This window comes from Comamonas halotolerans, assembly GCF_030162935.1.
Taxonomy (GTDB): Bacteria; Pseudomonadota; Gammaproteobacteria; order Burkholderiales; family Burkholderiaceae_C; genus Comamonas; species Comamonas halotolerans.
On sequence record NZ_JASAUZ010000056.1, the window covers coordinates 190,607 to 216,613 of the forward strand.

The following is a 26,007-nucleotide window of genomic DNA, read 5'->3' on the forward strand; positions in this document are numbered from 1 at the left end:
TCGGGGTGGGGGCAACTGGCAAGCGCTCAGAGGCGCTCGATGATGGTCACATTGGCCTGACCGCCACCTTCACACATGGTTTGCAGGCCGTAACGACCGCCCGTGCGCTCCAACTCATGCAGCAATGTGGTCATCAGCTTGGCACCCGATGCCCCCAGCGGGTGGCCCAGTGCAATCGCTCCGCCGTTGACATTGGTCTTCGCGTGGTCATAGCCGGTTTCCTTGAGCCAGGCCATGACCACCGAGGCAAAGGCTTCGTTGATTTCGACCAGATCGATATCGCTCATCTTCATCCCGGCTTTCTTGAGCGCATATTCCGTTGCGGGAATCGGTGCGGTCAGGTGCCAGATCGGGTCATCGGCGCGCACGCTGATGTGATGGATGCGTGCACGTGGCGTCAGGTTGTAGCGTTTGAGCGCAGCTTCCGAAACCACCAGCACGGCGGCCGAAGCGTCACAGGTGGAGCTGGACACAGCAGCCGTGATGGCTGGGTATGTGGGATCCACAGGCTCCAGCGTGGCCATCTTCTCCAGCGTGGACTGGCGAGCGGTCTCATCCATCTTGAAATCGCCGAAGGGGACAATTTCGCGATCAAAACGGCCCTCTGCTATCGCCCGCAGAGCGCGGTCGTGACTTTCCTTGGCAAACACCTCCATGTCCGCTCTGCTGACACCCCAGTGTTCCGCTATGCGCTGCGCCGCGTAGAACTGGTTGACAGGCGCATCACCAAAGCGCGCCTGCCAGCCCTTGCTCTCTGCGAACGGTGTGGTGAAGCCCAGGGCCTGTCCCGCCAACATGGCCGAAGAGATCGGAATGGCGCTCATGGTTTGCACACCACCGGCAAGCACCACATCTTGCGTACCACTCATTACCGCCTGGGCAGCAAAGTGGATGGCTTGCTGGGAAGAGCCGCACTGGCGATCCACCGTCGTGCCAGGCACACACAAAGGCTGGCCTGCGGCCAACCAGGAAGTACGGGCGATGTCTCCGGCCAGCGCACCAATCGTGTCCACACAGCCGAAGATGACGTCGTCATACTCATCCGCCGGGATGGCATTGCGCTCCACAATGGCCTTGATCACATGTGCGCCCAGGTCTGCACCATGAACGCTGGCCAATGAGCCCTTGCGCTTGCCGGTGGGCGAGCGCAAGGCATCCACGATATAAGCTTGCGCACTCATGCAGCCACCTCTTCAACAACTTCATTTTTTGCAACTATCTGGGCATTGCCAGTCTGGATCAGCACTGAAGGGCGGTCGAAAGTTGCACCCGGTCCAGCGGGTGGATTGCAGCTACGCAGCAAGCCCGTGGTCAGCCGGTCTTTGTGAAAAGACTCATCACCCCATGCAGCCTCGAGCACCCAGGCGTGCTTCATGAACATCTGCAAATCCACTTCCCACGTATAGCCCATGGCACCATGCACCTGCAGGCTGTTGCGAGCAGCCAATGCGCTGGCCTCGCTGCATTGCAACTTGGCGTGCGAGACACGCACAGCCAGATCTGCATCACCTTCTTGCAGCGCGTAAAAAGAGCGATAGAGCACAGGCTTGGCAAACTCGATCTTGGTCACAATGTCTGCCAGATGGTGCTGCACTGCCTGGAAGCTGCCAATCACCTTGTCAAACTGCCTGCGTTGCGCCACATAGTCCACTGACAGGTCGAGCATCCGCTGAGACAGCCCCAGCATTTGCGCCGCAGCAGCCAGTGCACCACGCTCTCCTGCTTGTGCCCAGATGGCCTTCCCTTGCTGGGCATCTGCAATGCGCGTGCTCTCAGCGGGTGTCCACACCACATGACTGAGGCGGCGTGAAGTGTCGTAACTGGGTTTGGCTTCAATCTGGCACTGGCCAGGCAACACCAGATGCAGCTCCAGTCCGTCTTCGCTGGCGTGAGGCAGCAACAGCACGTCCGCCTGCGCTGCATCTGCCACATAGAGGTTCAGCGGATGGCCCACCGCCACACGAGCTTTCCCCTCCGCAATGCGTGGCAGCCAAGTGCTGCGCGCCGGATGGCCCTCTGGCAATGCAGCCAGCATACCGACAGCCACATAAGCCGTATCTGCCACCACATCGGACAAGCCGTAGTAACCAATTTCCTGCAGCAACAAGGCCCAGTCGACATCTCGCAGGCCCATGCCGCCTTCAGCCTCAGGCACGGAAAGCCCCATCAAGCCCTGCTCGGCAATCTTGTTCCACAGATCTGTGCTGCGGCCTGTTTCGGTTTCCCAGATTTCGCGCAGCAACTCAGGGGCTGCTTCTGTCATCAGGAAGCGGCTCACGGTGTCACGAAAGGCGATCTGGTCTTCAGAAAAAGTGAAATCCATGATTGGTACTCCCCGTTTCAAGACTTGGGCAAGCCCAGCATGCGCTGAGCAATGATGTTGCGCTGAATCTCATTGCTGCCGGCGTAAATCGGCCCGGCCTGAGAGAACAGGAAACCCTCTCTCCACTCAGTGGCTTCATCGTCGTCACACAGCTCCGCGCGATTGCCCAGGATGCGCATGGCGGTCTGGTGCATGTCAATATCCAGCTCAGACCAGACAATCTTGTTGGTACTGGCTTCCGCGCCAATATGCGCACCTTTGCTCAGACGGCCAACGGTATGGTAGGAAGACTGGGTATAGGCTTCAGCCCCCATCCACGCACGCAGCACCGCATCGCGAATTGAGGGATCACGGTCTGCCTGCGCCTGGTTGCGCAGGTACAGATCCAGCAATTTCTGGGCAGTTCGCTGATAACGTGCAGGAGAGCGCAGCACCAGGCCACGCTCAAAGCCAGCTGTGGCCATGGCCACATTCCAGCCCTTGCCTTCAGCACCGATCAGGTTCTCGGCAGGCACCACGGCATCGTCAAAGAAGATTTCCGCAAATGCATCCTGGCCGTTGAGCGCCTTGATCGGGCGCACCGTGATGCCCGGGGTATTCAGCGGCACCAGGATGTAGCTCAGACCATGGTGACGGCTGGAGGCAGGGTCGCTGCGGAACAAGCCAAACAGCCAGTCGGCAAAAATGGCGCGTGTGGACCAGATTTTCTGGCCGTTAAGCACATAGGTATCGCCCTTGCGCGTGGCACGGCTGCTGATGGCCGCCATGTCAGAGCCTGCATTGGGCTCGGACCATCCCTGGGCCCACATGTCATCGCAACGCGCCATGCGCGGCAGAAAGCGTGCTTTTTGCTCCGGCGTGCCAAACTCCATCAAGGTGGAGCCCAGCAGCAAAATTCCGTTCTGGTTGACACGCTGAGGCGCGTCGGCAGCCCAGTATTCTTCCTCGAAAATCAGCCATTCGGTCAGGTCGCAGCCACAGCCGCCCAGCTCTTTGGGCCACATCACGGCGCTGTAGCCTGCTTCGGCCAGCTTGGCCTCCCACTCACGATGCTGCTCGAAGCCTTCGCGGGTGTCGTAGCTCTTCAAGCGATGCTTGGGCACGTTGTCTTTCAGCCAGGCGCGCACTTGTGCGCGAAAGGCCTGTTGCGCAGGGGTATAGGTCAAATCCATGCTGTTGTCTCCTTGGGTCGCGCAGCAGGTACTTAGAATTTTGCGTCGCGCTTTTCAACGAACGCACTGCGGGTTTCAGCGGAATCCGGGCTCATATAGGCTTGCAAGGTGAAGCCCTGCTCCCAGCGGTATTTGTCTTCCAGGTTGCCGTCCTCAATGCCTGTCAACGCTTCTTTGGCGATGCGGATCATGGCGGGGCTCTTGGCTGCAATCTTTGCGGCGATCTCCATCGCGGTGGCACGCAGCTGATCGCGCGGCACCACACGCTCTACGGCGCCCAGACGAAACGCTTCCTGCGCGCCAATCATTTCGCCCGTAAAGAACAGATAACGGGTTTTCTGCACGCCAAACATGCGCTGCAAATGGGCCGCACCGCCCATGGCGCCGCGATCCACTTCAGGCAAACCAAACGTGGCGTCTTCCGCGGCAATCACGATGTCCGATGCACCGCAGATACCGATACCACCGCCCAGCACAAAGCCATGCACAGCTGCGATGACCGGCACCCTGTTCAGGTGTACCGCCTTGAACGTGGCGTAGTTGCCCGCATTCACGCTGACGATCAGCTTGTCGTTGGCAGCCAGTTCCTTGATATCCACACCCGCGCAGAAACCACGGTTTTCAGCGCGAATCACGATGACACGCACGTCATCACGCTCACCCAAATGCTGGATTTCCCGGGCCAGGGTATTCCAGCCTTCGGCGTTCAGGGCATTGACAGGCGCACGGTCAATCACCAGTTCGGCTACTCCGTTGTCATGCACCTGAGAGAAAAATTGCGAATTCGACATAAGCGATCTTCAAAGGGTTAAGCGGGTACGGGCTCACATTGCTGCGTCATGGCACTCAGGGCATGGCTGCGTTCCATGGCTTGGCGCACCATGCCCTGAATCACGTCTTCGCAGCTGTCGAGCCTGCCGATCAGCGCAGCCACCTGGCCAGCTGACATCACGCCTTCTGCAGGCTTGCCTTCCACCATGGAGCGCTGCAGCAGCATGGGGGCATTGGCCGCCATCACGGTCTGCGCCACCGAGGATGAGTCCTCGCGCAACGCCTTCAGGAAAGTGCTGGCTGCCTGCCCGGTGGTCATGCCCGTCATGGATTTCCACTGCATGGCCAGACTCAGTGCGATGCGCAAGCGCTTGAAGGGACTGGCTTTTTCCAGCATCTGCATGTATTCGTTGGGAATCATGCGCTGGGGCATGCCGTCCACGAGATAAGAGATGGCGATCTTTTCCGCATCTCTGGTCTGCACATAGCGCTGCAAGGTGGCTTCCGGCACTTTGGAGTCGCTGGTCATCAGAAATCGCGTCCCCATGGCAATGCCTTGCGCACCGTAGGCCAGCGCTGCCAACAGTCCACGCCCGTCGTAGAAGCCGCCAGCGGCCACCACAGGCACGTTGACCGCATCCACCACTTGGGGCAGCAGCACGGTGGTCGGCACGCTGCCCGTGTGCCCACCGCCCTCACCGCCTTGCACGGTGATGACATTGGCCCCCATCTCGATGGCTTTTTGCGCATGTTTGAGCGCACCTACGGTCGGCATGCAAACAATGCCTGCATCACGCAGTCGGCCAATCACGGCCTTGTCAGGGCCACGGCCATAGCTGACGGCACGCAAGCGGTATTTCACGGCCAGATCCAGCAACTGCTGGGCATTGGGCTGGAACATGTGGAAGTTCAGTCCAAAAGGACGGTCATCCGTCAGCCGCTTGACCTTGAGGATTTCAGCCTCGATCTTGTCAGCAGCGATGGTGGCGCCTGCCAGAAAACCAAACCCTCCGGCATTGGTGGTGCCAGCCACCAGATCAGCGCCCGCCACCCAGCCCATGGCAGTCTGGATGATGGGGTATTCACACCCGAGCAAATCGCACAAAGGCGTACGCAAAGCTGCCGTGCTCATTGCGCGGCCTCCTTTTTGTTGGCCTGTACCATGGACTTGGCGTCCTGCCCGCCCAGTTGCCCCATGCCCAAGGTCTGGCTGTGAGCGTGCGCAAAATGGTGATAGCCAAACGCCAGGTCCATGGTGTCGCGCAGGCCTTGCATGTCCTGCGCCTTGTTGACCACCATCTTCGTCAGCGCCATGCCCATGCGCGGCTGGGCCGCCAGGCGGTTGGCAATTTCGTAGGTCTTGGCTTCCAGCTCCTCACGGCTGAAGATGCGGTTGACCATGCCCATCTGGTAGGCACGCTCAGCGCCCATGCGCTCACCCAGCAACAGGAACTCTTTGGCAATGCGCGGATTGAGTTCATGGGCATGGGCGAAATACTCCACACCTGGAATGCCCATGCGTACCACCGGGTCCTGGAAGAAGGCATCATCGCTGGCAATGATCAGATCGCACACCCAGGCCAGCATCAGACCACCAGCCACGCAGGCGCCTTGCACCATGGCAATCATGGGCTTGGGAATGTCACGCCAGCGGCGGCACATGCCCAGATAGACCTCTTGTTCACGCGCGAACAACTGCTCCCCACCGGGCTTGTTGGTATGGTCCCACCACAGGTGCACGCGCTCGAAAGGCTTGTTGATATCACGCCCAGGGGAGCCAATGTCATGGCCTGCGCTGAAGTGCTTGCCGCTGCCGCGAAGCACAATGACCTTCACGCTGTCATCGTCCACCGCGCAGCGGAATGCCGCATCCAGCGCATAGGTCATCTGCGAGTTCTGCACATTGTTCAGTGCAGGACGGTTCATGGTCACCGTGGCAATGCCGCTGTCCACGCTGTAGAGCACGGGGGTGTCCGTCTCGTACACCGCCTTGTCTTCACGAACCACGAATTCGGTGCTTGCAACAGTTGCATCCATGCTCAAGCTCCCATCGCTGTGGCACGCAGGCCGTGGGGGTCCAGCTGCTGCAACAGGGCCAGCTGCTCAGGCGTTGGATCGGGCACCACGCCTACTTCGGCTGGAATGTGCACCGGGAAGCCCGTTGCCTCCTGCACCTGCTCGACGGTGACGCCAGGCATCAGTGCCAGCAAGCGCGCCTGATGATTCGGCCCCCCGAAATCCATCACACACAGATTGGTGAAGATGTAGCGAATGTCCGTGGTCTCTTCCAGCGTCCAGCCTTGCGCCAGACGCGCGGGGTTGTAACCCACCGAGCCCACCATGTCCACCTCACCTTCCACAAACACCTTGCGGCTGTGGTTGGGCACAAAGAAAGAGTTGGCGTGATTGATGGAGTTGCCCGGAAAGCCGCGCACACCCAGCATCATGGACTTGGGCTTGGCGTAATCGCTGCCCACCATGGAGATATTGCCCTGACCAAAGCGATCCACCTGGACCGGCCCCACCATGGCATGGCGCTTGCCACCCCAGACATTGTCAAAAATCCGGGAAAAACCCATCCAGGTTTCGCGCTGTATCTGGTAATCCCCACGAGGGCCTACCGGCGCGGGCTCGCTAAGAAGCCAGGCCTCGGAATCGGTCATCATCAAGTCGGTATTGATCGACTTCATGCACAAGGAGGCAGCCAGGCGCGGAACCAGTCCAATGCCGGTAGCCAGCACCTCTCCATCGTGCTCCCAGGCGCGGGCAGCGGCGCAGATGACACGGTCCACCAATGCAATTTCGGTGTTGGCTGCAGCCTTGCTGCGCTCCATTACGGCTTGATCTGTCATGGTGCTTCTCCTTAGAAAACAGGCAAGGGCAAACGCTGGATGGCCTGCATGCCACCCACTTTTTCCTGGTATTCCTGCTCGCTGCATTGCAGGTACTTCTCGGCGTACTGGCTCCAGCCACCCTCTTCCTTGGCGCTGGCGGTGTACTCCTTGAAGTGTTTGACATCAAAGCCATACAGCGGCGCGCAAGAAGTGGGGTGCGCACCACCGGGCAGATGCACGACACCGGTGGTTTCCGAGCGCTCCCAGAACACCAGGCGCGCATCCTGCTCGCTGGCGAAGTGGCTGCTGTCCACCAGCTCATCGCAGCTCACAAAGGTCTGCTTGGCGGCACGGGCGAACAAGTCATCCATGTAAACATCGGGGCCACTGATCTGGCACACGCCTCGTGCATCGGCACGGTCAACGTGCAGCAGGGCTGCATCCAGAGGCAGCGCTGGCATGGCCACCCAGGCTTTGCCGTCATAGGGTGAGATCACCTGCTGAATGCTGGGGTTGTGCTTGAGCACATCCGTGCCCAGACCAATGCGCGTGGGAATGTAGGGCACACGCATCGCCGCAGCCTTCAGGCCCAGCACCATATGGCCTTCATCAATCTCCATCACCTCCAGCGCACCGCTCTGGCGAGCCTTGCGGAAATAAGGCTCCAGTGGAATGAAGTCCAGAGAGACAAAGGCAAACACCAGCTTCTTGACCTTGCCTGCAGCGCACAGCATGCCTACATCCGCGCCGCCATAGGCAACCACGGTCAGATCTTTCACAGGGCTGCGCAGCAGCTCGCGCACCAGTGCCATAGGCTTGCGGCGAGGCCCCCAGCCACCAATACCAATGGTCATGCCATCTTTCAGATTGGCGATGACGTCGGCAGCACTCATCAATTTATTGGCCATTGCTTCAAACTCCTCTTGTTACTCGGCAGGACGGCCTACGCTGAAGTCGTGACCCCAGAGGCTGACCTTGGTGAATTCGTGGGTAATGTGCTCTTCCCAGTCGATAACTGCCCCGCCATAGCCAAACTCGATATCGAAGTTGGATGGCGTTTTCATATAGAAAGAAATCATTCGGTCATTGGTGTGCTGACCGAGCGTGGCCGACAGCTTCACGTTGTTGGCCTGCATGCGATCCATGGCACGCCCGACTTCGGGCATGTTCTCCACTTCCACCATCACGTGCACACAGCCCGTAGGCGAAGGGAACTCCGCCAGCGCCAGGCTGTGATGGCGCCCGTTCTGGCAGTGGAAGAAATGAATGCGAATCAGCGGGCCGTCATCACCGGCGGGGCGCATGTTGTAGATGTCTGAGAGTTCAAAACCCAGCACCTCGCGCACAAAGCTCACCGTCTTGTCAAAATCGGGGGCCGGCAACACGGTATGGCCCATGCCCTGGTTGCCCGTCACAAAGCGCGAAACCCCCTGAGGCGAGGCAAAGTGTCCGAAGTCCGACTTGAAACCCCAGCCAATCTCATGGCGGTTGCCAGAAGGATCAAGCACCACGGCCAGCTGCTGGACACCGCGTTGCTTGCACAGCTCGGGGCTTCCCATCTCATAGGTCACACCGGCCTGCTGCATGACTTGCAGCGCCTCTTCAAACGCTTGCTGGTTCTGCACCTCCCAACCAGATGCCAGATAGCGGTCCTGGCCGCCAGGCTGCACCTGAAAGCGGTACTGGCGCTCATCCATCTTGATCAGCACATTGCCATCCGGAGTGCGCGTGCTCATCATGCCAAGCACATCGTGGGCGTATTGCTCCCAGCGCCCCACATCGGTGCTCTCGGCAACCACGTATGACAGTCCAGCAATCTTCATCATGATGTCGGGGTCTCCTACCCAAGGGTTGTCGTGATGCAGTGATTCTGGGCATGCAAGACGTTCCAAACATCGTCCGTTGAGACTAACAAAAACGTATTTAATAAATCAAAAAAGTGAGCGCCACCTGTTGATATGGAAAGACATTCAAAGGTGCTAACTCATTTGCACCATGTTCCATTGCGGCAAACCCGAAGCGCTGATTCCCTCGCATGGCAGGCATAAAAAAACCGCCTTGCTGGGCAAGGCGGTCAACGTTGCAAAAGGTGTGCTCTACGCCGTTTGCAACGCAGCAGCGGGATAGTCTGTGTAGCCCTCGTCACCCGGTGTGTACAAGGTATTGCGGTCAAATTTGGCAAGAGGCAAGCCATGACGCATACGCTCCACCAGATCAGGGTTGGCAATGTAATGCCGTGCAAAAGACACCGCCTCACCTTGTCCGGCTTGCAAGGCCTGTTCTGCGCTCAGTGCATCAAAGCCATCGTTGAGGATCAGGTTGCGCCCGAAGTGCTCGCGCGCCAGTGCAAAGGCATCAATGCGCGGATCAAATACCGCACGCATGATGTGCAGATAGGCAATGCCAACCCTGGAGGCCTGACGCATCAAGGCAGCGTGCGCTGCAGCAGAGTCTTCGTCCGACGTGTCATTGAAGGTGTTGCCTGGATTCAGACGCAAACCCACCCGCTGCGCACCAATCGCTTGCGCCATGGCTTGCAGGCATTCCGTCGCAAAGCGGGCACGCTGCTCCACATCACCGCCATACGCATCGCTGCGCTGGTTGGTGCTGGAGTGCAAAAACTGCAGGCACAGATACCCGCTGGTGCCGTGCAATTCCACCCCGTCAAAACCTGCATCCATGGCGCGTTTGGCCGCATCGGCATGGTCTTTGACCGCCTGGCGCACCTCCTCGGTAGTCAGCGCATGGGGCACATCAAAGTCCTGCATGCCCTGGCTGTCAGTCCAGATCTGCCCCTTGGCCTGCAGGTGGGATGCAGACACGCTGCGCACACCTTCAGGCTTGATCCAGCGGCTGCCAATACGCCCTGCATGCATGATCTGCAACACAATGCGGCCACCGTTGGCATGCACCGCATCCGTCACCTGCTGCCAACCCTTCACCTGCGCCGCCGTGGCAATCCCCGGCTGGCGGTTATAGGCTTGGCCTTCTGCGGTCGGCCAGGCACCTTCGGCCACAATCAAGCCTGCAGAAGCACGTTGGGCATAGTGTTGCGCCATGCTGGGCGTGGGCACACCGTCATTGGTCGCACGGTTGCGCGTCATCGGAGCCATGACCACGCGGTTGCGCAACTCCAGCGCCCCCAGCTTGATCGGTGTAAACAACAGCGAATCCATCACAGCTCCTTAGCGCACGCGAATACGTGGATCGGGCGCACCCGCACGCATGGTTGTCAAAAACTGCTCCAGCGGCGCAGGCGCAGCCACCTGGGGCAATGCGTCCTTGCCTGGGCGCTCAGCCCAGAAAGCCTTCCAGCTTGGGAACAAATCATGAAAAGCGCCGTGGTAAGGCTCACGGCCCGGCCAACGCATCTTCATGTCGCCAATCGGTGGCTTGTTCAAGTCTGTGGCATACCAGTAGCAAGGCAGGCGACGGCGGAACAGCCACTGCCCGTCAATGCGCTCATAGTCGTCCCAATACAGCATCTGCATGATGACCCACTCGGCTCCGCACTCATGCTCATTCTTGGAATAGACCACGCCCGTGGCGTGATCGGCATCCACAAACTCGATGATGTGCTGGCCTACGTGGTGGGATGTGCCTGTGAACTGATCACGCAGCGTGGAATCCTGCCACGCTTTGAAATGCGCGCGGCCCACCTTGTCGCGCCCCACACGAATGTCTGGCGCAAACAGATTCACATGCGCATCCATGTCACGCATATCCAGCGACAGGGAGTACTTGCCCACCAGCTGACGAATGCTGTCCAGCGATTCCAGACGGTCAATGCGCTCTTCCAGGGTCTGTGGCCATTGGCTCATTGCCACTCCTTACAGCGCAGTGACCAGAACCGCGGAGCGACCGCCATCCACGGGCAAGGTTGCACCCGTGATGTAGCTGGACTCATCGCTTGCCAGAAACAGCACCGCATTGGCCAGTTCATGCGGCTGCCCCACACGACCCATCGGGATCAGCTTTTCGGTATTTTGGCGCGATGCTTCGTCTGCCAGCATGCCTGCTGTGGCTGGTGTTTCCACCACAGCGGGCACCACCACGTTCACACGAATACCGGCTGCCGCACCCTCTGCCGCAGCGGCACGCGAGAAGTTGATCACCGCGGCCTTGGCTGCCGAATAGCCCGACATATAAGGTGTGCCCAGCGTGCCGCAGATGGAGCTGATATTCACAATCGAGCCCCCGCGCTCTTTCATCAAGCGCAGCGCGGTACGTGTTCCCCAGAAGGTGCCATCCACCGAGGTGCCAAAGTTGGCGTGCCAGTCGCTGGTGGACATGCTGTCAATGCTGCCCCAGGTGAATGCCATGGCGTTGTTCACCACAATATCCAGCCCTCCGTGCTCCTTGGCAGCCTGCTCCAAAGCGCCCACAATCTGGGATTCGTTGCTCACGTCTGCCACCACGGCCGAAGCCTTGCCGCCTGCCGACTTGATCTTCGCCACCACCTCATCCAAAGGGCCCTGGCGGCGGCCACAAATCACCACCGTGGCACCTTCCTGTGCCAACCGCTCTGCTGTGGCTGCGCCAATGCCTGAGCCGCCCCCCGTCACAAATGCCACTTTGCCTTCCAAACGCTGGGTCATGATGTCTCTTTCTTTGTTCTCAATGGGAATGGGAAACGCCTTGGCGTTTACAGGAATGCACTGCCACCGTTGACAGCCACGTTCTGGCCGGTGACAAAACCGCTGTCGTCACTGGCCAGGAACACAGCCACCTTGGCAATGTCTTCAGGCTCTGCCATGCGCCCCATGGGCACGCCGGCAATGATGGCGTCTGACCACTCTTTGGGAATGCCCTGCATCATGGGCGTGTTGGTAGGGCCAGGTACCAGGGTGTTCACGCGAATCCCTTTGGGAGCCAGCTCCTTGGCCATGCCACGGGTCAGCCCCATCAGTGCAGCCTTGGATGCGCAGTAGTGCGCAGGGCCATCACCGCTGACTGCAGAAGTGCTGGAAATGTTCACAATCGCCCCGCCCTTGCCACTGGCCTGCATGGATTTAACGGCTTCACGGGCACAGAAAAACGCGCCATTCAGGTTCACGCCAATCACGCGGTTCCAGGTCTCGTCCGGAATGTCTGCAAACTGATCTACCGAGCCCACACCCGCGTTGTTCACCAGCACATCCACAGCACCCAGATCACGCTGAATATCGGCAAACAGTTGCGCTACAGCCGCGCTGTCCGCCACATTGACGGAACGTGCCACATGACGTCCAGTAGCAGCCCCCTCCAGGGTTTCCTTTGCCGCAGCTTCATTCAAATCCACCGCCACCACGGTGGCTCCTTCGCTGGCAAATTGACGAGCAATTGCGCGTCCCATTCCTTGGCCTGCCCCCGTCACTACCGCAATCTTTCCATTTAAACGCACAGCTATCTCCTGTAGTTGATTGATCTTTGGAGACAAGCGTAAAAACAAATCCGGGAGCAACCATCGTCTATTGAGACTAGGGGCTGTTGAGACTTGGAGCCACCAGCACAGCCAGCAAATCGAATATTTGCAGTTGTGGCTGAGGTCGGTGCCTCAGGCATTGCTGGAGCGACGTTGTTGCACGAACGAACGTCTTCTTGTCTATAGGCTGGCGGTATGAGCCAGTCCAGCAAAGTCCTATACCAGACAACAAGCTGAGAGCAGTGCAAGGCATCACACAAAGCACGAGCCACGTGAACAATTTGGCTGCACAGGTTCGTGCCCGACTTTGGCGCTGCAAGCGGTAAACAAAGACATGGGCTTGCCCAAGCAAATGAGTAACGCCCCACGAGCTTTAAGCACGGCGTTGCAGTGCTTAAAGCTGCTCCTGCGGAAGAGGGGCTTACAGCGCAAACTCATGCAGCAAGCCTACAACTGGCTGCGCAGCAATTTATGCAGCAGCGCCCTCTCCCACCCCTCAACGCGCTTTGGCTTCTGCCAGCGCTTCTTCGGTGCCCCAGTGCGTTAAAAACTCGATCTCATCGACCTTGCTCAGTTTGCCTTCGGCCCGGTAGACCAGGGCGGTCATCACTGCGCCGGTTTGCACCGGGCGGTCTTCAGGCTCGCCCAGGCCGCTGTCACTCTCCCACTCCTTGGGAAAGCGAGGCCACGAGCAAGTCATCTGGCTCAGCATGTGAAAAAAGGTATTCACCAGATCCAGGCCCAGCTCCAAGCGCAGTTGCGCCGCGCTGGGTTTGCCACAGTAGGTGAAATAGTCTGGATGCAGATAGCGGGCAATGCCTTTGTAATGGGCGGGCGCGTCTTTGGGAATACGATCTACGCTGGGGCCCACTTCCATATATTGGCGGATATATTCCCACAAGTGTGCGGCCTCTTGCGAGCCATTGGCTGAGCCCACATAAATGCAGTCTTCGCCCTGAGCCTGCGGATCATCAGAATCAAAAGGCGGGTGATATAAGGCAAGCGGCTTGATTTCTCCTACAGGGTTTGGCCCGCCACTGTCATACAAGGCCAGCAGGCGTTCCCATTCATAGACTTGATTACCACCACAATAGCCAGGCCTGAGCACATAGACCTTGCGGGTCATGCGATTAAAGCGAACCCGCCCTCTGAGGTAAGTGAAATAACAGGTGCGCCACCCCAAGGGGTAAAGAATGCCATAAATCAAGGCTGCACTAGCCAAAGCCAACGGGAAAATCAACAGCCAACCAAACCATATATAAATTTCTCTTTCCTCTGTAAGTTCATCTATTAAATTTGGCAAGAAAAACATTATCTCTTCAAAAATCAATGGGTGAACAGCAAAACAATACCAAGCCCAAATAATAAAAAAAGCTGGTATAAAGCCAAAAAAAATTGTAGCCCCTGCCATCCACTGTTTATCCCACCCCGCATTGCTTAGCTCCAGATAACTCTCATTCTGGGCAAAAATCGCATAATCTGGCAGCCAAACACGTCGAGCCCCAGATCGATGAGTGGGCCATTGCTTTTGCTCATTTAGCCGAATCAATACTCTTGATTCTTCAATGGATTTCTTTTTTGTATAGGAGTATTCATTTTCTCTTGAAAACATAATAATGATTATTCTTTGGAGTTAGGTCATATGAGAGTGATGTAACTTCTTCTCCCACCCCTCATCGCGCTTTGGCTTCTGCCAGCGCTTCTTCGGTGCCCCAGTGCGTTAAAAACTCGATCTCATCGGCCTTGCTCAGTTTGCCTTCAGCCCGGTAGACCAGGGCAGTCATCACTGCGCCGGTTTGCACCGGGCGGTCTTCAGGCTCGCCCAGGCCGCTGTCACTCTCCCACTCCTTGGGAAAGCGAGGCCACGAACAGGTCATCTGGCTGATCAAATGAAAAAAGGTATTCACCAGATCCAGGCCCAACTCCAAGCGCAGTTGCGCCGCGCTGGGCTTGCCACAATAGGTGAAATAATCGGGATGCAGATAGCGGGCAATGCCTTTGTAATGGGCAGGCGCGTCTTTGGGAATACGATCTACGCTGGGGCCCACTTCCATATATTGGCGGATATATTCCCACAAGTGCGCGGCCTCTTGCGAGCCATTGGCTGAGCCCACATAGATACAGTCTTCGCCCTTAGCCTGCGGATCATCAGGATCAAAAGGCGGGTGATATAAGGCCAGGGGTTTGACTTCCAAACTCGGGTTATCGCCATCACTGTCATGCAAGGCCAGCAGGCGCTCCCATTTATAGACTTGATTGCCGCCACAATTAGCTGGCCTGAGCACATAGACCTTACGGGTCTGCCTATTAAAACGAATGCGCCCTCTGAGATAGGTAAAAAAACAAGTATGCCACCCCATGGGGTAAAGCATGCCATAAATCATAGCAGCACTTGCTAAAGCTAACGGAAAAATAATCAACCAACCGACAAGTAACACTGGCCATGCATCTGGCACATAATTACCTCTCATTGTTGGTATAAACAATATAAACTCATTAAACAATAGTGGATGTACACCAAAGCAATACCAACACCAAATAACAAGCAAAAATGGTATAACTCCAAAAGAAACTGTAATACCAGCAACCCACTGCTTATTCCAACCAGGATTACTTAACTCCAAATAATTTTCATTTTTGGCAAAAACCTCTCTCTCAGGCAGCCAGACACCTCGTGCACCAGAACGATTGAAGGGCCATTGCTTTTGCGCTTCCAGCTTTAGCAGGCTACGAGCACTTTCTACAGATTTTCTTTTGGCCCGCACATAATCATTTTCTCGGGTAAACATATTAATAAATATTTTGATCAGGCTCTTTGGTTAAGAAGTTTTTTGCCACCACCCCTCATCGCGCTTTGGCTTCTGCCAGCGCTTCTTCGGTGCCCCAGTGCGTTAAAAACTCGATCTCATCGGCCTTGCTCAGCTTGCCTTCGGCCCGGTAGACTAGGGCGGTCATCACTGCGCCGGTTTGCACGGGGCGGTCTTCAGGCTCGCCCAGGCCGCTGTCACTCTCCCACTCCTTGGGAAAGCGAGGCCATGAACAGGTCATCTGGCTCAGCATGTGAAAAGAGGTATTCACCAGATCCAGGCCCAACTCCAAGCGCAGTTGCGCCGCGCTGGGCTTGCCACAATAGGTGAAATAATCGGGATGCAGATAGCGGGCAATGCCTTTGTAATGGGCGGGCGCATCCTTGGGAATGCGATCTACGCAGGGGCCCACCTCCATATATTGGCGGATATATTCCCACAAGTGCGCAGCTTCTTGCGAGCCATTGGCAGAGCCCACATAGATACAGTCTTCGCCCTTAGCCTGTGGATCATCAGGATCAAAAGGCGGGTGATATAAGGCAAGCGGCTGGATTTCTCCAACAGGGTTTGGCCCACCACTGTCATGCAAGGCCAGCAGACGATCCCATTCATAAACTTGATTACCACCACAATAACCAGGCCTGAGCACATAGACCTTGCGGGTCTGACGGTTAAAGCGAATGCGCCCTCTGAGGTAAGTGAAATAACAGGTGCGCCACCCCAAGGGGTAAAGAATGCCATAAATCAAGGCTACACTAGCTATAGCCAACGGAAATGCAATTATCCAACCAGCCCAAACAAATAATGAGTCAGACGGTCTATAATCATCAATAACCCAGAAAAGCATTATTTGGTCCGTAATTAAAGGATGTATTGCAGTACCATACCAGGCCCACATTACAATCAAAAATGGGATAAAACCAAAAAAAATCGTAGCTCCCGCCATCCACTGCTTATCCCAACCCGCATTACTAAGCTCCAGATAATTATCATTTTGAGCAAAAATCTCATAATCTGGCAGCCAAACACGCCGAGACCCTGATCGATGAGTGGGCCATTGTTTTTGCTCATTCAGCCGAATCAATACTCTCGATTCTTCGATAGATTTATTTTTGGTGTAAGAATATTCATTTTCTCTTGAAAACATAATAATGATTATTCTTTGGAGTTAGGCCATATGGGAGTGATGTAACTTCTTCTCCCACCCCTCAACGCGCTTTGGCTTCTGCCAGCGCTTCTTCGGTGCCCCAGTGCGTTAAAAACTCAATCTCATCGGCCTTGCTCAGCTTGCCTTCGGCCCGGTAGACCAGGGCGGTCATCACTGCACCGGTTTGCACCGGCCGGTCTTCAGGCTCGCCCAGGCCGCTGTCACTCTCCCACTCTTTGGGAAAGCGAGACCATGAACAGGTCATCTGGCTCAGCATGTGAAAAGAGGTATTCACCAGATCCAGGCCCAACTCCAAGCGCAGTTGCGCCGCGCTGGGTTTGCCACAGTAGGTGAAATAATCGGGATGCAGATAGCGGGCAATGCCTTTGTAATGGGCTGGCGCGTCTTTGGGAATGCGATCTACGCTGGGGCCCACTTCCATATATTGGCGGATATATTCCCATAGATGCGCGGCCTCTTGCGAGCCATTGGCTGAGCCAACATAAATGCAGTCTTCGCCCTTTGCCTGCGGATCATCAGGATCAAAAGGCGGGTGATATAAGGCAAGCGGCTTGATTTCTCCAACAGGGTTTGGCCCGCCACTGTCATACAAGGCCAGCAGGCGCTCCCATTCATAGACTTTATTACCACCACAATAGCCAGGCCTGAGCACATAGACCTTGCGGGTCAAGCGGTTAAAGCGAACACGCCCTCTGAGGTAGGTGAAATAACAGGTGCGCCACCCCATCGGATAAAGCATGCCATAAATCAAGGCTACACTAGCTAGAGATAGAGGAAAAACAATTATCCAAGAAACAAGAAGTACTGGCCATGCCTTTTCAACATAATCACCTCTCATTGTTGGAATGAATAATATAAATTCATCAAAAAATAATGGATGTACACCAAAACAATACCATACCCAAATAATAAAAAGAGCAGGTATAAATCCAAAAAAAATTGTAGCCCCTGCCATCCACTGCTTATTCCAGCCCGCGTTGCTTAGATCCAGATAATTATCATTCTGCGCAAAAATCTCATAATCTGGTAGCCAAACGCACCGAGCCCCAGATCGATGAGTGGGCCATTGCTTTTGCTCATTCAGCCGAATCAACACTCTTGATTCTTCAATGGATTTCTTTTTGGTGTAAGAATATTCATTTTCTCTTGAAAACATAATAATGATTATTCTTTGGAGTTAGGCCATATGAGAGTGATGTAGCTTCTTCTCCCACCCCTCAACGCGCTTTGGCTTCTGCCAGCGCTTCTTCGGTGCCCCAGTGCGTTAAAAACTCGATCTCATCGGCCTTGCTCAACTTGCCTTCAGCCCGGTAGACCAGGGCAGTCATCACTGCGCCGGTTTGCACCGGGCGGTCTTCAGGCTCGCCCAGGCCGCTGTCACTCTCCCACTCCTTGGGAAAGCGAGGCCACGAGCAAGTCATCTGACTCAGCATGTGAAAAAAGGTATTCACCAGATCCAGGCCCAGCTCCAAGCGCAGTTGCGCCGCGCTGGGTTTGCCGCAGTAGGTGAAATAATCGGGATGCAGATAGCGGGCAATGCCTTTGTAATGGGCGGGTGCGTCTTTGGGAATGCGATCTACGCTGGGGCCCACTTCCATATATTGGCGGATATATTCCCATAAGTGTGCAGCTTCTTCTGTGCCATTGGCCGAACCCACATAAATGCAGTCTTCACCCTTTGCCTGCGGATCATCAGGATCAAAAGGCGGGTGATATAAGGCCAGGGGTTTGACTTCCAAACTCGGGTTATCGCCATCGCTTTCATGCAAGGCCAGCAGACGATCCCATTCATAGACTTGATTGCCGCCACAATTAGCTGGCCTGAGCACATAGACCTTGCGGGTCACGCGATTAAAGCGAACGCGCCCTCTGAGATAGGTAAAAAAACAGGTATGCCACCCCATGGGGTAAAGCATGCCATAAATCATTGCGACACTAGCCAAGGCCAGTGGAAAAAGCAGCAGCCAACCAAACCATACAAAAATCTCTTCTTCCTCTGCATACGGAATTGTCGCTGTTGGCCACAAAAACAGTACCTCTTCAAAAAACAATGGGTGAACAGCAAAACAATACCAAGCCCAAATAACCATCAGAAATGGCAAAATTCCAAACAAAACCATTAATCCTGCCACCCACTGCTTGTCCCAACCTGCATTGCTTAGTTCAAGATAATTTTCGTTTTGGGCGTAAATCCCTGCCTCCGGGAGCCAGACACCCCGCGCACCAGAGCGATTGACAGGCCACTGCTTTTGCGCTTCCAGTTTTAGCAGGCTACGAGCACTTTCTATAGATTTTCTTTTGGCCCGCACATAATCATTCTCTCTGGTAAACATAAAATCTCTCTTTTTATCAAGCAGGCAGAATATTTTCTTTCACACCGATTGAAGGCATTCAGCTCTTCCTCCCAGCTCCCCCGCGTTGCTAAGCCGAACGGATACCCGCCCACCTCGACCAAATAAAATATATCTCCCCCTTGCCTTCAGGACTCATCAATCCGGTAATTTATGCAGTGGCTCTCCGAGTTGTGCCCGCAGTTCTTCGGGCCAGATCACTTTGCGCATGGTCAGATAGCTGATACGGTTGCAAATACCCCATGCGATATTGAATGGCAGCATGATGGGAAACAGCACAATAAAAAATATCAGAACAAAGCGTGTCGCCCCGGAGCTGCGCCACCACCACATGAATCGTGGACCAAACGGCCCAACGGCCCCCATGCTTTGCCACAGACTGCGCGGGCGGGGAATGCCCTCTAGTTGTTCGCCCTGGGGCAATGCCGGGCCTGTTCCATCCATATAGCGGCGCAGATATTCCCACCACATGGGAATGGTGGCCACCCCCATGGCCGCAGGGCTGCCCACCGTGAACTGATCCAGAATCTGGTGATTCACATCCAGCCCCTTTTGCACCAGCAGCCGCATTTGCGCCTCTCCCAGCTTGAGCGGGCCACGCACCGTCATCAGCAACTGGTGAATGCGGGAAACCGAATGCTGTGTGCCACTCACCTGCACCCAATGATCAACCGAGATATTGTCCCAGTGATATTCCAGTGCCTGCAGCCTGACTGGCCCGAACAGGCGCTGCCATCCACGTTCGGTACTGCCATCAAGCAATGGAACCAGCCGATAAACACGGCGCCGTTTGCGATCAAAAACAATTGGCGTATCTTCCATACCACATAGGTCTGTTTGCATATACCCCCAAGAAAGCTTTAGGAACCAAATTATCAAGATAACAGATAGAAATACTTTAATAATCCCAAACCATTCTCCATCTTGAATTACTTCCCCAAAAAAACCTCCCCAGTAAGGAAATGTTAATATAGCTGGAATCATCCATATTAATGGAAATAAAAGGCCTGCACCTCGCACATTTGCAGCAGCGCCAGGTCTACCCACAGCAATTGCATCTTGATAAACCGCACTCAAATTATCAAAAGTACTGGTCTTTTCATGCGCCCGCCTGCGCTTGGAAAAGCGGTCTGCCAAACCATTCAGGGTATCAGGGTGGGGCTCCATGTTAGAGGTATCGACCACATTCAAAAAAATGCAGCTTCCCTGCGTGACAATACCACCGGTGGGCAGATCAATCAGATCCGGATCTATTTGCGGATCAATTGGGGGAATATCGCTAATGGGTGGATTACTTTCTTTATCTTGGCTCATTGATTTAGCTTGCTTTCTGAAGCAGGTTTCTAATTGGATGCACCCCAGTCAATCCGATTGAACGTATTCAGCTCTTCCTCCCAGCTCCCCCGCGTTGCTAAGCCGAACGGATACCCGCCCACCTCGACCAAATAAAATATATCTCCCCCTTGCCTTCAGGACTCATCAATCCGGTAATTTATGCAGTGGCTCTCCGAGTTGTGCCCGCAGTTCTTCGGGCCAGATCACTTTGCGCATGGTCAGATAGCTGATACGGTTGCAAATACCCCATGCGATATTGAATGGCAGCATGATGGGAAACAGCACAATAAAAAATATCAGAACAAAGCGTGTCGCCCCGGAGCTGCGCCACCACCACATGAATCGTGGACCAAACGGCCCAACGGCCCCCATGCTTTGCCACAGACTGCGCGGGCGGGGAATGCCCTCTAGTTGTTCGCCCTGGGGCAATGCCGGGCCTGTTCCATCCATATAGCGGCGCAGATATTCCCACCACATGGGAATGGTGGCCACCCCCATAGCCGCAGGGCTGCCCACCGTGAACTGATCCAGAATCTGGTGATTCACATCCAGCCCCTTTTGCACCAGCAGCCGCATTTGCGCCTCTCCCAGCTTGAGCGGGCCACGCACCGTCATCAGCAACTGGTGAATGCGGGAAACCGAATGCCGTGTGCCACTCACCTGCACCCAATGATCAACCGAGATATTGTCCCAGTGATATTCCAGTGCCTGCAGCCTGACCGGCCCGAACAGGCGCCGCCAGCCACGTTCGGTACTGCCATCAAGCAATGGAACCAGCCGATAAACACGCCGCCGCTTACGGTCAAAAACAATGGGCGTATCTTCCATACCACACAGGTCCGTTTGCATATAAGACCATAATATCGGCAAAAACCATAAAAATACACCCCAACCGATACTTAACATTATTATTGCATGCCAATACAACTCTTGAAAAGCTTCAACTGTCCATTTTATATACTCGCCTCCAAATACAAAAAATGGAGCCAAACCAATAATCGGAAATAATAATCCTGCACCACGCACTCGAGCATCAGCTCCAACGCGCCCTACTGCTATTGCTTCTTGATAAACCGCACTCAAATTATCAAAAGTACTGGTTTTATCATGCGCCCGCCTGCGCTTGGAAAAGCGGTCTGCCAACCCATTCAGGGTATCAGGGTTGGGCTCCATGGTAGAGGTATCGACCACATTCAAAAAAATGCAGCTTCCCTGCGTAACAATACCACCGGTGGGCAGATCAATCAGATCCGGATCTATTTGCGGATCAATTGGGGGAATATCGCTAATGGGTGGATTATTTTCTTTATCTTGGCTCATTGATTTAGCTTGCTTTCTGAAGCAGGTTTCTAATTGGATGTACCCCAGTCAATCCGATTGAAGGCATTCAGCTCTTCCTCCCAGCTCCCGCGCTTTGCTAAGCTACTCTGATACCAGCTTGTTTTGCCAAAATAAGAGCTGGCAAACCAGGTCTGCAATGGGTCATGGGTATTGATCAGAACATAAACCAGCTCACCAAGCGCCACTGCCGTCAAGGCCCAGCCCACACCCGGAACGCTAAGCCCTGCAGCCGCTACGCCCAGACGAGCAGCAATGCCTGCTCCTACGCGCGCCCCTGCCACTCTAGATGCTTGGCGGGCAGCTACATTGCCAGATCTAATCAATCCGGCTCTTATTGCCGCTTGCAAAAAATAATCAACAGAAACAATCGCTAACGGCACTCCTGAAATCCCAAAAAGAAAAGCACTTATTCGCATAGGCCATACCAAATCCATTCGGCCACTTCTTCCTAAGTCATCCGCTGCACGCAAAGTACTCCAGGCCGTCATAAAGCTGCCCACAGTCCCAAGTAGCGCGCCTGTGCCTCGGAGCAGCAAAACAGAAGTGCTTCGGTTTGCAACACTGGAAGAGACGGCTTGCACACGCTCGGTGCGGAATACCCAATATGTTGCAGACAGCTCCGCCATACCGCCCATGGCCCCCACCATGGCGCTGGTCATGCCTATCCAAGCGTCATTCAATTTACGCGCGTCAGGTGCAGACTTGCCGGCTTCGCTTTGGTAGTCCTTCAGGCCATGCATCAATGCAGTGATTTGCAAAATGACACCACCAATGGCCAAGCGGCCGTCCAGAGACAGCAGTGTTTTACGCCCGGCCTGAATACTTGGGCCGTTTTGTACCTCCGCCATCCATCGGCGTACCTGGGCAGGGGCCTGACTGAGCTTGGCTTGGTGCTCCAGGTAAATCTCGCTGAGTTTGCTTATTGGCAGTGTCAATACTTGGCCATTGGTACCTGCCGCTATGTTCTGGTAACGATAGGCATGCGCCGAAAAAACCACCTCATCTGCGTTCCTGCCAACGCTCCCTCGCAGATTGCTGGGTGGAGCTTCCATCAATTCTGCAAGCGTATTGCTGTTGATGACCATGGCAACCCGCACCTGATGCTTGCCTAAGGCGCGTATGCGTCGTCGTGACATCGGAGCCCCACGGTCAATCATCAACTGGCGCAGTTGCCCGGGACTCAGATTGGCCATCACCACCACGGGTACCGCAACTGCTTTTTGATTCAAAACGGCCTTGAGGGTCTCCTCACTAGCCTGATGCACCAATGTCATGGCCTGAACTTTATTCAGGCGTGCAAGCATCTGTGGGCTAATGCTCGCCGGAGCGGCTGGCACACCTCCACCTGCACCAATTATTCTTTCGAACGTGCTCGCCATCGAATTGGTGGCAGCAGCCCCCAATGCTCCGAGCATTCCCAATGAAAAGCCCATATTAATGTTGGTCAACCAAGACACAGCTTTGCCCATTGCAGGTGTGAGCGGCTGCCCAAGATGCGCCTTGGCTCCTGTGTATTCACCAATCAGGCCTTTGATGAAATCGTAGATTTTGTCGCGCTGCCCATTTCCAGGGTCTGCAAGCAATATGTCAATCAGCGATTTCTGATTTCCTACCATGGCCCGCAGCATGATGGCGTTGGGCATGGCGATATCGGCATCAAGCTGAGAATCGAAAAATCTCTGTGCCTCCCCATCAACGCAGAATGGTTCTGGCGTAAAACTCAGGGCTGCCTCCTCCATGTAAATGCTGCCGGCACTGCACCCAGTACGTGCGTGCATCTCTTGGAGGTTGGTATCCTGCTCGTCAAAATGTTGCGCGAAGTAGTCTCCGAGTGCATTGCTGCGCAAAGCACGATTCCAGTTATCTTCGTAAACCTTCAGGGTATTGAGGTATTGCGCTTGCAAAGTTTGCTGCAGACCTTGCAGCCAGTTACGGCGTTGCTCATCGTCGTAATATTGCGCAAAACGCTCCCATGCCTGATCTGCTTGTTCTTGCGCCCATTTTCTGACACGCTCTTCATGGTCTGGATAAATGACACGGCCCAGTGGCTCTTGGGTGAATGCACTCCGATAGGGAGCCAACAACGCGTGCGCAATGGGTGAGTCGGAGCTGGCCCTATCGTTCAGCACAGCCAACTCATCTTGCGTTAACGCCTCCCACTCTGTGCCCGTAGGCATCGTGCTGGCACTTCTATCAAAGGCTGATTTTTTTCTAAGTGGGCAGACTGCAGTCAGCGCCTCCTCTGCACCAACATCAGGCAACACGCTTTGTTTCAGTGTCTGAATAAGCTTGTTCACCTCAAGTGGCTGGCGCACCTCAGGCCTGAGCAAATGTGTGGTCGATAAATCCGACATCCGTAAGCGCATGGCATTGAACTCAGCAGCAATGCCAACCGGATCACGCAACACAATTGCCAATTGCTTGCCTGCAGTTTGTGGATGCAGCGCAGCGACTTCCTCCATCTCCTGTGCCAACTGCTCTGTCTGAGACATCAGGCTGCAGAATGGAAAATCATGTTGTTGGTTTCCGTTGATGGTCAGGACTGGCAATGCACACTCAAGCACTTGTGCCTTCAACGCATTAGCAGAGGGCACGAAAGAGCCTGGATTGGCCACACCCTGCTTTACATGGATTTCCTGCATAACCTCGGGGTTAGCCTGATTCTGCGCCTTAAGGTTGTCGTTCCACAGGTTGGCACTATAGGCAATCCAGACTGTATCGATGAGATGTGCCTGGGGTATTGGCAGCAGGCGCATACCCAGTGCATTGTGTCCAGTCCGCTGGCAAGGCGCGGGCCTAGGCATCTGAGAAAAGACAGGGTCCGACTGAGCAATGAGGTCCGCATTATTCGAGATGCGGTATACGTGCCAATGCGCCACGCCTTCGGGTGGCTTTGGTATATACATGTGCACATACCCAGGCCTCAGCAAACGCAGCCCATAACGTACATCCTTGGTGCCCGTGGGTATCAGCCCTGCCAGCAAAGTATTTTCATCCACCTTGACCAGTCCGGCACCAGCAGGCGCTACGCGATTGTCCTGGGAAATTGGACTGGGGCGCAGCAATAACAGCGACAGTCCACTGCGATTGCACTGGTCACAACCACTTTGCGTTTGTTTTTCATTGCCGCTCATTTTTCGGCCTCCTTGATTTTTTCGCTTATGGCTTCGCGCATGGCGTGCAAGCCCAAGCCTTGCTGTCCAAGGTCATCCGACATCAAGAGTCGCAAACTCTGCTGTAAAGCATGCTCGCTATACAAAAGACTCAGGCTTGCATATACCACCAAGTCTTTTTCAGCCTGAAGTGCTTGCGGCCATTGCTGTGCGTTGTGTTTAGCCTGCTCCAAGGCCATGGATACTTTTTCCATGCAGCGGCTCTGGTGCTGCTGCCATGGATCAAACATGTCAGCAGAACGTTTTACAAAGCTATGAAGCCAGCAGGTAAGCACTGCATGATGTGCAGAAGCAGACTCCATCCTCTTCCACTCGTCTGCAGCAAAGTACAAGGCTGTCAAATCCGTGCGCTGACCGTGCACTGCAACACTGTTCACCTGAGCGGTCACATTTAAATACAGCCACCGGGTTATTGGATACAGCGCTGCTTGCAATCGCTGTTCGCCCAAGGTGTGCCCCACCCAGGAGAAAACTCGCCTATCAGCAAGACGCAAATAGTGTTTCTTAGCACCAGCGCTGCTTTGCTGTGCATGCAAAGTCATTACAGATGCCAATGCCATCGTCACTTTTTCAGGCCAATGCGCCGATTGCAGCCAGCCACCAATACAGTGCTTTCCGCCCACATACGTCAAAGCCGAACTATCAAGCAAAGAAGCAGTGCAGGACTCCTCCTGAGCCAGTTTTAGACTTGCTTCAAGCCAGTGGTCTTCTTTATTGTTAAGTTCCACCAGATAAGGCTGCAACGCAGCCGGAAGCATGATGTTTTCATCAAGCTTTATGGCATGGATAGGGCGTCCCCAACTACTTTCGCGCTGCACTTGGATGTCGGAGAAATCACCTTGCATGTCCATGCCATGAGAAACGATAGGCTCACCCATGATTGGGTCAATCAATAAAAAAATTGCCTCACCAGCGCGCAAGTTAGCCTTCAATACGTCAATCTGCTTCATGTTTGCCATCGGACTCAGATCGCACTTTCGCCAGTTGCTGCTGCTTTCGCCAACTGCGATGGACATGCTTGTATTGAGGAGCTTGGCAATTGCGCGGACACACTGCTGCTGCCCGGCCCCACGAAGTTGTGTGACCCGGCTTTGAAGGTGACTGCACCCGGCGCATGAATCTGGATGTTGCCCCCTTCGAGCCGGATATAGCCTCCGCCTGCCGTGAGCAGCAGATGCTTTGCCGCCAGCACATTCGCTCCCTGCGTTGTGCTGGCAAGCGTGACGCTTTGCTGCGCTGCCATCTGGCTGGGGCCTTGCTGGCTTTGCACCTTCACCGCACCATCTGCAGCATGCAGCTTGATGCCGCGCTCCGTGTTGGGCTCTGTT

General features: G+C 55.0%; 24 protein-coding genes. 1 reads left to right on the top strand and 23 read right to left on the bottom strand.

Annotated elements, in window-relative coordinates; all coding sequences use genetic code 11:
* Positions 1-26: 26 nt before the first annotated feature.
* The 19 genes from QEP11_RS16475 to QEP11_RS16565 all read right to left on the bottom strand — a co-directional run bounded on the left by QEP11_RS16475 (position 27) and on the right by QEP11_RS16565 (position 19,997).
* A complete protein-coding gene (locus QEP11_RS16475; RefSeq protein WP_284337730.1) occupies positions 27-1,181 on the bottom strand; it encodes an acetyl-CoA C-acetyltransferase in 1,155 nt (384 codons plus the stop codon).
* On the bottom strand, positions 1,178-2,323 hold the full coding sequence (locus tag QEP11_RS16480; protein WP_284337731.1) for an acyl-CoA dehydrogenase family protein: 1,146 nt from the start codon (positions 2,321-2,323) through the stop codon (positions 1,178-1,180). Before QEP11_RS16480 ends, QEP11_RS16475 begins: the two co-directional genes overlap by 4 nt.
* Before the next feature lie 17 nt (positions 2,324-2,340).
* Positions 2,341-3,495 (bottom strand): acyl-CoA dehydrogenase family protein, encoded by a 1,155-nt coding sequence (locus tag QEP11_RS16485; RefSeq protein WP_284337732.1) that lies wholly within the window; start codon positions 3,493-3,495, stop codon positions 2,341-2,343.
* Positions 3,496-3,527: 32 nt separating this feature from the next.
* Positions 3,528-4,286, bottom strand: a complete 759-nt coding sequence (locus QEP11_RS16490) for an enoyl-CoA hydratase family protein (protein WP_284337733.1) — start codon at positions 4,284-4,286, stop codon at positions 3,528-3,530.
* 17 nt (positions 4,287-4,303) lie between these two features.
* The gene (locus tag QEP11_RS16495; protein ID WP_284337734.1) at positions 4,304-5,398 is read right to left on the bottom strand and encodes an NAD(P)H-dependent flavin oxidoreductase; all 1,095 of its coding nucleotides are present in this window, start codon (positions 5,396-5,398) and stop codon (positions 4,304-4,306) included.
* Positions 5,395-6,303 (bottom strand): enoyl-CoA hydratase, encoded by a 909-nt coding sequence (locus QEP11_RS16500; protein ID WP_284337735.1) that lies wholly within the window; start codon positions 6,301-6,303, stop codon positions 5,395-5,397. Before QEP11_RS16500 ends, QEP11_RS16495 begins: the two co-directional genes overlap by 4 nt.
* Positions 6,304-6,305: 2 nt before the next feature.
* Entirely contained in the window at positions 6,306-7,118 is an 813-nt protein-coding gene (locus QEP11_RS16505; protein ID WP_284337736.1) for a CoA-transferase subunit beta, read from the bottom strand.
* An 11-nt stretch (positions 7,119-7,129) separates the two neighbouring features.
* Positions 7,130-8,008, bottom strand: coding sequence for a CoA transferase subunit A (locus QEP11_RS16510; protein ID WP_284337737.1), 879 nt, complete (start codon positions 8,006-8,008; stop codon positions 7,130-7,132).
* An 18-nt stretch (positions 8,009-8,026) separates the two neighbouring features.
* Complete coding sequence (locus QEP11_RS16515) at positions 8,027-8,926, bottom strand: VOC family protein (RefSeq protein WP_284337738.1); 900 nt, start codon at positions 8,924-8,926, stop codon at positions 8,027-8,029.
* Positions 8,927-9,196: 270 nt separating this feature from the next.
* Positions 9,197-10,276: an alkene reductase gene (locus QEP11_RS16520; RefSeq protein WP_284337739.1), complete on the bottom strand. Its 1,080-nt coding sequence runs from the start codon at positions 10,274-10,276 to the stop codon at positions 9,197-9,199.
* A gap of 9 nt (positions 10,277-10,285) precedes the next feature.
* Positions 10,286-10,921, bottom strand: coding sequence for a nuclear transport factor 2 family protein (locus tag QEP11_RS16525; RefSeq protein WP_284337740.1), 636 nt, complete (start codon positions 10,919-10,921; stop codon positions 10,286-10,288).
* A gap of 9 nt (positions 10,922-10,930) precedes the next feature.
* Complete coding sequence (locus QEP11_RS16530; protein WP_284337741.1) at positions 10,931-11,698, bottom strand: SDR family NAD(P)-dependent oxidoreductase; 768 nt, start codon at positions 11,696-11,698, stop codon at positions 10,931-10,933.
* 47 nt (positions 11,699-11,745) lie between these two features.
* Positions 11,746-12,483 carry an SDR family NAD(P)-dependent oxidoreductase gene (locus QEP11_RS16535; protein ID WP_284337742.1) on the bottom strand — a complete coding sequence of 246 codons (738 nt, stop codon included), beginning with the start codon at positions 12,481-12,483 and terminating at the stop codon, positions 11,746-11,748.
* A gap of 517 nt (positions 12,484-13,000) precedes the next feature.
* Positions 13,001-14,116, bottom strand: a complete 1,116-nt coding sequence (locus QEP11_RS16540; RefSeq protein WP_284337743.1) for a hypothetical protein — start codon at positions 14,114-14,116, stop codon at positions 13,001-13,003.
* A 61-nt stretch (positions 14,117-14,177) separates the two neighbouring features.
* The gene (locus QEP11_RS16545; protein ID WP_284337744.1) at positions 14,178-15,293 is read right to left on the bottom strand and encodes a hypothetical protein; all 1,116 of its coding nucleotides are present in this window, start codon (positions 15,291-15,293) and stop codon (positions 14,178-14,180) included.
* A gap of 55 nt (positions 15,294-15,348) precedes the next feature.
* Positions 15,349-16,458: a hypothetical protein gene (locus QEP11_RS16550; RefSeq protein WP_284337745.1), complete on the bottom strand. Its 1,110-nt coding sequence runs from the start codon at positions 16,456-16,458 to the stop codon at positions 15,349-15,351.
* A 61-nt stretch (positions 16,459-16,519) separates the two neighbouring features.
* A complete protein-coding gene (locus QEP11_RS16555; RefSeq protein ID WP_284337746.1) occupies positions 16,520-17,635 on the bottom strand; it encodes a hypothetical protein in 1,116 nt (371 codons plus the stop codon).
* Positions 17,636-17,696: 61 nt separating this feature from the next.
* Positions 17,697-18,395, bottom strand: coding sequence for a hypothetical protein (locus QEP11_RS16560; protein ID WP_284337747.1), 699 nt, complete (start codon positions 18,393-18,395; stop codon positions 17,697-17,699).
* A 573-nt stretch (positions 18,396-18,968) separates the two neighbouring features.
* Positions 18,969-19,997, bottom strand: a complete 1,029-nt coding sequence (locus QEP11_RS16565; protein ID WP_349816785.1) for a DUF6708 domain-containing protein — start codon at positions 19,995-19,997, stop codon at positions 18,969-18,971.
* Between QEP11_RS16565 and QEP11_RS16570 the strand changes: the two genes are divergently transcribed.
* Positions 19,890-20,147 carry a hypothetical protein gene (locus QEP11_RS16570; RefSeq protein WP_284337749.1) on the top strand — a complete coding sequence of 86 codons (258 nt, stop codon included), beginning with the start codon at positions 19,890-19,892 and terminating at the stop codon, positions 20,145-20,147. The genes QEP11_RS16565 and QEP11_RS16570 overlap by 108 nt on opposite strands.
* A gap of 162 nt (positions 20,148-20,309) precedes the next feature.
* On the opposite strand, the gene QEP11_RS16575 is transcribed toward QEP11_RS16570, so the two are convergent.
* The 4 genes from QEP11_RS16575 to QEP11_RS16590 form a co-directional block, all read right to left on the bottom strand.
* On the bottom strand, positions 20,310-21,485 hold the full coding sequence (locus QEP11_RS16575) for a DUF6708 domain-containing protein (protein ID WP_284337750.1): 1,176 nt from the start codon (positions 21,483-21,485) through the stop codon (positions 20,310-20,312).
* Between the two features lie 29 nt (positions 21,486-21,514).
* Entirely contained in the window at positions 21,515-24,640 is a 3,126-nt protein-coding gene (locus QEP11_RS16580; RefSeq protein ID WP_284337751.1) for a T6SS effector BTH_I2691 family protein, read from the bottom strand.
* A complete protein-coding gene (locus QEP11_RS16585; protein ID WP_284337752.1) occupies positions 24,637-25,629 on the bottom strand; it encodes a hypothetical protein in 993 nt (330 codons plus the stop codon). The genes QEP11_RS16580 and QEP11_RS16585 overlap by 4 nt, the downstream gene beginning before the upstream one ends.
* 14 nt (positions 25,630-25,643) lie before the next feature.
* Positions 25,644-26,007: DUF2345 domain-containing protein (locus QEP11_RS16590; RefSeq protein ID WP_284337753.1), on the bottom strand; the 364-nt coding region annotated here is incomplete at its 5' end.

Bases quoted from the DNA above. Each gene is read 5' to 3' on its own strand.
- QEP11_RS16490 (WP_284337733.1), bottom strand. From the start codon at position 4,286: ATGTCGAATTCGCAATTTTTCTCTCAGGTGCATGACAACGGAGTAGCC.
- QEP11_RS16500 (WP_284337735.1), bottom strand. From the start codon at position 6,303: ATGGATGCAACTGTTGCAAGCACCGAATTCGTGGTTCGTGAAGACAAG.
- QEP11_RS16520 (WP_284337739.1), bottom strand. From the start codon at position 10,276: ATGGATTCGCTGTTGTTTACACCGATCAAGCTGGGGGCGCTGGAGTTG.
- QEP11_RS16530 (WP_284337741.1), bottom strand. From the start codon at position 11,698: ATGACCCAGCGTTTGGAAGGCAAAGTGGCATTTGTGACGGGGGGCGGC.
- QEP11_RS16475 (WP_284337730.1), bottom strand. From the start codon at position 1,181: ATGAGTGCGCAAGCTTATATCGTGGATGCCTTGCGCTCGCCCACCGGC.
- QEP11_RS16480 (WP_284337731.1), bottom strand. From the start codon at position 2,323: ATGGATTTCACTTTTTCTGAAGACCAGATCGCCTTTCGTGACACCGTG.
- QEP11_RS16525 (WP_284337740.1), bottom strand. From the start codon at position 10,921: ATGAGCCAATGGCCACAGACCCTGGAAGAGCGCATTGACCGTCTGGAA.
- QEP11_RS16495 (WP_284337734.1), bottom strand. From the start codon at position 5,398: ATGAGCACGGCAGCTTTGCGTACGCCTTTGTGCGATTTGCTCGGGTGT.
- QEP11_RS16505 (WP_284337736.1), bottom strand. From the start codon at position 7,118: ATGACAGATCAAGCCGTAATGGAGCGCAGCAAGGCTGCAGCCAACACC.
- QEP11_RS16540 (WP_284337743.1), bottom strand. From the start codon at position 14,116: ATGTTTTCAAGAGAAAATGAATACTCCTATACAAAAAAGAAATCCATT.
- QEP11_RS16575 (WP_284337750.1), bottom strand. From the start codon at position 21,485: ATGAGCCAAGATAAAGAAAATAATCCACCCATTAGCGATATTCCCCCA.
- QEP11_RS16550 (WP_284337745.1), bottom strand. From the start codon at position 16,458: ATGTTTTCAAGAGAAAATGAATATTCTTACACCAAAAATAAATCTATC.
- QEP11_RS16580 (WP_284337751.1), bottom strand. From the start codon at position 24,640: ATGAGCGGCAATGAAAAACAAACGCAAAGTGGTTGTGACCAGTGCAAT.
- QEP11_RS16555 (WP_284337746.1), bottom strand. From the start codon at position 17,635: ATGTTTTCAAGAGAAAATGAATATTCTTACACCAAAAAGAAATCCATT.
- QEP11_RS16560 (WP_284337747.1), bottom strand. From the start codon at position 18,395: ATGCTTTACCCCATGGGGTGGCATACCTGTTTTTTTACCTATCTCAGA.
- QEP11_RS16515 (WP_284337738.1), bottom strand. From the start codon at position 8,926: ATGATGAAGATTGCTGGACTGTCATACGTGGTTGCCGAGAGCACCGAT.
- QEP11_RS16565 (WP_349816785.1), bottom strand. From the start codon at position 19,997: ATGGAGCCCCACCCTGATACCCTGAATGGTTTGGCAGACCGCTTTTCC.
- QEP11_RS16510 (WP_284337737.1), bottom strand. From the start codon at position 8,008: ATGGCCAATAAATTGATGAGTGCTGCCGACGTCATCGCCAATCTGAAA.
- QEP11_RS16585 (WP_284337752.1), bottom strand. From the start codon at position 25,629: ATGAAGCAGATTGACGTATTGAAGGCTAACTTGCGCGCTGGTGAGGCA.
- QEP11_RS16545 (WP_284337744.1), bottom strand. From the start codon at position 15,293: ATGTTTACCCGAGAAAATGATTATGTGCGGGCCAAAAGAAAATCTGTA.
- QEP11_RS16485 (WP_284337732.1), bottom strand. From the start codon at position 3,495: ATGGATTTGACCTATACCCCTGCGCAACAGGCCTTTCGCGCACAAGTG.